The organism is Stenotrophomonas sp. PS02298, assembly GCF_029959445.1.
Classification (GTDB): domain Bacteria; phylum Pseudomonadota; class Gammaproteobacteria; order Xanthomonadales; family Xanthomonadaceae; genus Stenotrophomonas.
This window is the reverse complement of record NZ_JASCOR010000232.1, coordinates 1-4,726: the sequence shown is the minus strand read 5'-3', so window position 1 is coordinate 4,726 and position 4,726 is coordinate 1. Positions and strand designations below refer to the sequence as shown.

Annotated in this window: 4 protein-coding genes; all 4 read left to right on the top strand. The window is 64.3% G+C overall.

The window, feature by feature from the left end; all coding sequences use genetic code 11:
- Positions 1-137: 137 nt before the first annotated feature.
- Positions 138-1,259, top strand: coding sequence for a PLP-dependent cysteine synthase family protein (locus tag QMX78_RS20115; protein WP_282272966.1), 1,122 nt, complete (start codon positions 138-140; stop codon positions 1,257-1,259).
- Between the two features lie 34 nt (positions 1,260-1,293).
- Positions 1,294-3,324 (top strand): M3 family metallopeptidase, encoded by a 2,031-nt coding sequence (locus QMX78_RS20110; RefSeq protein WP_282272964.1) that lies wholly within the window; start codon positions 1,294-1,296, stop codon positions 3,322-3,324.
- Positions 3,324-3,980, top strand: a complete 657-nt coding sequence (locus QMX78_RS20105; protein WP_282272962.1) for a histidine phosphatase family protein — start codon at positions 3,324-3,326, stop codon at positions 3,978-3,980. The genes QMX78_RS20110 and QMX78_RS20105 overlap by 1 nt, the downstream gene beginning before the upstream one ends.
- Positions 3,981-4,068: 88 nt before the next feature.
- Positions 4,069-4,446: an SH3 domain-containing protein gene (locus QMX78_RS20100; protein ID WP_282272960.1), complete on the top strand. Its 378-nt coding sequence runs from the start codon at positions 4,069-4,071 to the stop codon at positions 4,444-4,446.
- The last annotated feature ends 280 nt before the right edge of the window (positions 4,447-4,726 follow it).

Below are 4,726 nucleotides of genomic sequence, written 5' to 3'. Positions count from 1 at the left end.
GTCTGGTGGGCGGGGAGTTGTTTTTAAGAGACAGGAGTGCGGTTTCCAAACGAAACCGCACTCTGACCCCGGTTTGGCCGCCGGCTTTGCCCAACCAAGTAGAATCCACACCAGCATTCACCATGAAGTGGCGATCCATGTCCCAGCGTGATTGGGTGGCGGCGGCCATCCACAAGATTGATGCCGACTACAACCGTTCGGCCGATACCCATCTGATTCCCATCGACCTGCCGGGTTTCCCCGGTATCGATGTCTATCTGAAGGATGAATCCAGCCACCCGACCGGCAGCCTCAAGCACCGGCTTGCCCGCTCGCTGTTCCTGTACGCGCTGGCCAATGGCTGGTTGCGCGAGGGTTGCCCGGTGATCGAGGCATCCAGCGGTTCCACCGCCGTGTCCGAGGCTTACTTCGCACGCCTGCTGGGCCTGCCGTTCATCGCGGTGATCCCGGCCAGCACGTCGCCGGAGAAAATCGCCGCCATCGAATTCCATGGCGGCCGCTGCCATCTGGTGCAGCGCGCCTGCGACCTGAACTGCGAATCCGAACGGCTGGCGCGCGAAACCGGCGGCCATTTCATGGACCAGTTCACCTACGCCGAACGCGCCACCGACTGGCGCGCCAACAACAACATCGCCGAGTCCATCTTCAAGCAGATGGCCGAAGAGCCGCATCCGGTGCCGGAATGGATCGTCTGCAGCCCCGGCACCGGCGGCACTGCCGCTACCCTCGGCCGTTACGTCAGCTACCGCCGTCACGACACCCGGATTCTCTGTGCTGATCCGGAAGTGTCGGTTTTCTACGATGGTTATTGCGCCGCATTGGAAGGCCGCGACTGGCGTGACATGACCTGCGAAGGTGGCTCGCGCGTGGAAGGCATTGGTCGTCCGCGCGTGGAGCGCAGCTTCATCCCCACCTGCGTTGATGCGATGGTGAAGGTGAGTGATGCGCTGAGCCTGGCTGCAATGCGCCATGTCAGCGCCACCCTGGGCCGCCGCGTTGGCGGCTCCACCGGCACCAACTTCATCGGCGTGCTGTACGCCGCCCAGCAGATGCGCGCGGCCGGCCGTGATGGCTCCATCGTCAGCATCCTTTGCGACGCCGGCGAGCGTTACGCGCACAGCTATTACAACCCGGACTGGTACAGCCAGCAGGGCATCGACGTGGTCGGCGCCGATGCGGTGGTGGCCACGGCCGTGGCCGGGCAGGGCATGCCGGCCCTGCCTTGTGCCTGGCTGGAAGCGTCGCCATATCAGGTCTGATGCCGGCGCAGCCGGAACTGTTTGAAGGAATGCCGTGAACACCACCAATCCCCTGCTCGATTTCTCCGGCCTGCCGCGTTTCGACGTGATCCGTGCTGAACACGTCACCCCGGCCGTCGATACACTGCTGGCCGAGGCCGAAGCGGCGGTGAAAGCCGCCGAAACCGTGGCACCGGTGAGCTGGGACAATTTCGTGGTGCCGCTGGACGATGCTACCGAGCGGTTGTATCGCGCCTGGGGCCAGGTCTCGCACCTGCAGGCGGTGGTCAACACGCCGGAGCTGCGCGAGGTCTACAACGCCAACCTGCCGAAGATCAGCCGCTTCGGCAGCTCGGTCGCGCAGAACCCGGCGCTGTACGCGCAGTACAAGCTGCTGGCCGCTGCGCCGGAAGCTGCAAGCTACGACGAAGCACAGCGCAAGGCGCTGGAGAATGCATTGCGCGACTTCCGTCTCGGCGGTGCCGAGCTGGACGACGCTGGCAAGGCGCGTTTCGCCGAGTTGCAGGAAGCGCTGTCCGGTCTGCAGGCCAAGTTCTCGCAGAACGTACTCGATGCCGGTGATGCATTCGCCCTGTACGTGGATGTTGCCGACGACCTGCTGGGCCTGCCCGATGATGTGATCGCCAGCGCCCGCGCTGCCGCACAGAAGGATGGCCGCGAGGGGTACAAGCTGACCCTGCAGATGCCGTGCTACCTGCCGGTGCAGACCTATGCCGACAACCGCGCGCTGCGTGAGCAGCTGTATCGCGCCCATGCGATGCGTGCATCGGAGTTCGGCGATGCGGCGTTGGACAACACCGGCAACATCGATCGCATTCTCGCCGTGCGCAATGAATTGGCGGCATTGCTGGGTTTCGACAACTACGCCGAATATTCGATTGCCACCAAGATGGCCAGCGACGCACCGCAGGTGTTGAGCTTCCTGCGTGACCTGGCTGCACGCGCCAAGCCGTACGCACAGCGCGACCGCGCAGAGCTGGAAGCCTTCGCCCGCGACGAACTGGGCATGGATGAACTGCAGGCCTGGGATCTGGCCTATGTGGCCGAGAAGCTCAAGCAGGCGCGTTACAGCTACTCCGAGCAGGAAGTGAAGCAGTACTTCACCGAGCCCAAGGTGCTGGCTGGCCTATTTGGCGTGATCGAGCGCCTGTACGGGCTCAAGGTGGAACAGGACAGCGCACCGGTCTGGCACGAAGACGTGCGTTTCTACCGTCTGGTGAGCGCCGATGGCACCTTGGTTGGCCAGTTCTACATGGACCTGTACGCCCGCGAGGGCAAGCGCGGTGGCGCGTGGATGGACGACTGCCGCAACCGTCGCGTTACCGCCGCTGGCGTGCAGACGCCGCTGGTCTACCTGGTCTGCAATTTCGGCCGTGGCAATGACGGCAAGCCGGCCACCTTCAGCCACGACGAAGTCACCACCGTCTTCCATGAAATGGGCCACGGCCTGCATCAGTTGCTGACCCGCATCGGTGAGCTGGCGGTTGCCGGCATCAATGGTGTGGAATGGGATGCAGTGGAGCTGCCCAGCCAGTTCATGGAGAACTTCTGCTGGGAGTGGGAGCAGGTGGAAGCGATGACTGCGCATGTCGATGCCGGCGCGCCGTTGCCGCGCGACCTGTTCGACAAGATGCTGGCGGCGAAGAACTTCCAGAGCGGCATGTTCACCGTGCGCCAGTTGGAATTCGGCTTGTTCGACATGCTGCTGCATAGCCAGTACCAGCCTGAACAGGAAAGCGTGCTGCAGTTGCTGGAACGTGTGCGCGGCGAAGTGGCGGTGAACATCCCGCCGGCCTGGAACCGCTTCGCCAACCAGTTCAGCCATATCTTTGCTGGCGGCTATGCGGCCGGTTATTACAGCTACAAATGGGCCGAGGTGCTCAGTGCCGATGCCTATGCCGCGTTCGAGGAAGCACCGGGCGCCTTGGCCGAAACCGGCAAGCGCTTCCGCGATGAAGTGTTGTCGCGTGGCGGCAGCCGCAGTGCGGCCGAGAACTTCCGCGCCTTCCGTGGCCGTGAACCGCAGATCGATGCCTTGTTGCGGCATAGCGGCATGACGGCCTGATGCAGGCGGTGTCCGACCCGACAGGAGTGCGGACGCTCTACTTCGTTCGGCATGGGCAGAGCATGGCCAACGCGGGTGCGTTCGCCATGGCTGATCGGGAGATCCCGCTCAGCGCCTTGGGCCGACAGCAGGTATTGGATCTTCTGGCGCGCTGGGCGCTGCGGCCTGCGCAGCTGTACTGCTCGCAGATGCTGCGCGCCCGGCAGACGGCGGCGTACTTCGCCGCTGCCCACGGGCTTGCAGCGCAGGAGATCGCTGAGCTGGATGAGTTCAGCTATCTGGCGCTTGCCACGGTCGAGGGCAAGGCGCCCGGTGACGTGGCGGTATTGGCACGCGAATACTGGCAGCGCGGTGACCCTGCACATCGCGATGGCGATATCGCCGACAGTTTCGATGATTTCGCGGCTCGGGTTGAGGCCTTCCTGGCGCGCCTGCATGACTTCGACGATGGCAGCGTATTCGTGGGTCACGGCATCTGGATCGGCCTGCTGGCCTGGCGCCTGCAAGGGCGGGCGGTGAACGGGCCTGCGGACATGCAGGCATTCCGTGCCTTCCAGACCGCGATGCATGTGCCCAATGCCGGCGTATACAGCTTGGAAATTGCCGGAGGCGTAGGCGCTGCACGGCTTGCGGCGATAGATGTCGGCCCTGCCTGAACGTGGTGCGGCTGCAACGGCGTGGGTTCAAGCTTGGCGTGTCACCATAGGCGCTTCATCTGGCCGCACCGGTCCCGCCGCACTCGCCATGCACAGGTTGTTCAAGTCCACCGACGGCAAGCCCCGCCTGTATCTGCGTATCGCTGCGGCTGCGGCGATCATCGGCGTGGTGCTGTGGTTCCAGCCGCAGATCAACGAGCCCGCCGCCCAGGTCAGCAATGGCCTGAACCTGCGCAGCGCGCCGGACCAGCGTGCCGAGCGCCTGGCGGTATTGCCGGTGGGCACCACGGTGGAAGTGCAGCGCTGCCTCGACGACCTGCAATGGTGCAACGTGCGTGCGGACGGCAAGAGTGGCTGGGTAGCGGCGGATTATCTGGTCGCCCGCAGCGACGGCAAGAAGGTGAAGCTGGCCGAGGCCGGCAAGCAGCTGGGCGTAGTCATAGAGACCGCCAAACCAGGTGGGTGAGCTGCATCCGTAGAGCCGAGCCATGCTCGGCTTGGGGCATTCGCGGTAAAGCCTCTGCCGAGCATGGCTCGGCACTACGCTTTTGCCCCCTCCCTTGCGCCGCAGGCGGAGGGGAGGGCTGGGGAGGGGTAGCTCTTCGCCGTTTGCAGGAATACGCGCTTCGCGGCTTACGCCGCTCCTACATCAGCATGATCAAGCCGGCCTTGAAGCTGCGCCTGTAGAGCCGAGCCATGCTCGGCTTGGGGCATTACCGGTAAAGCCCTGCCGAGCATGGCTCGGC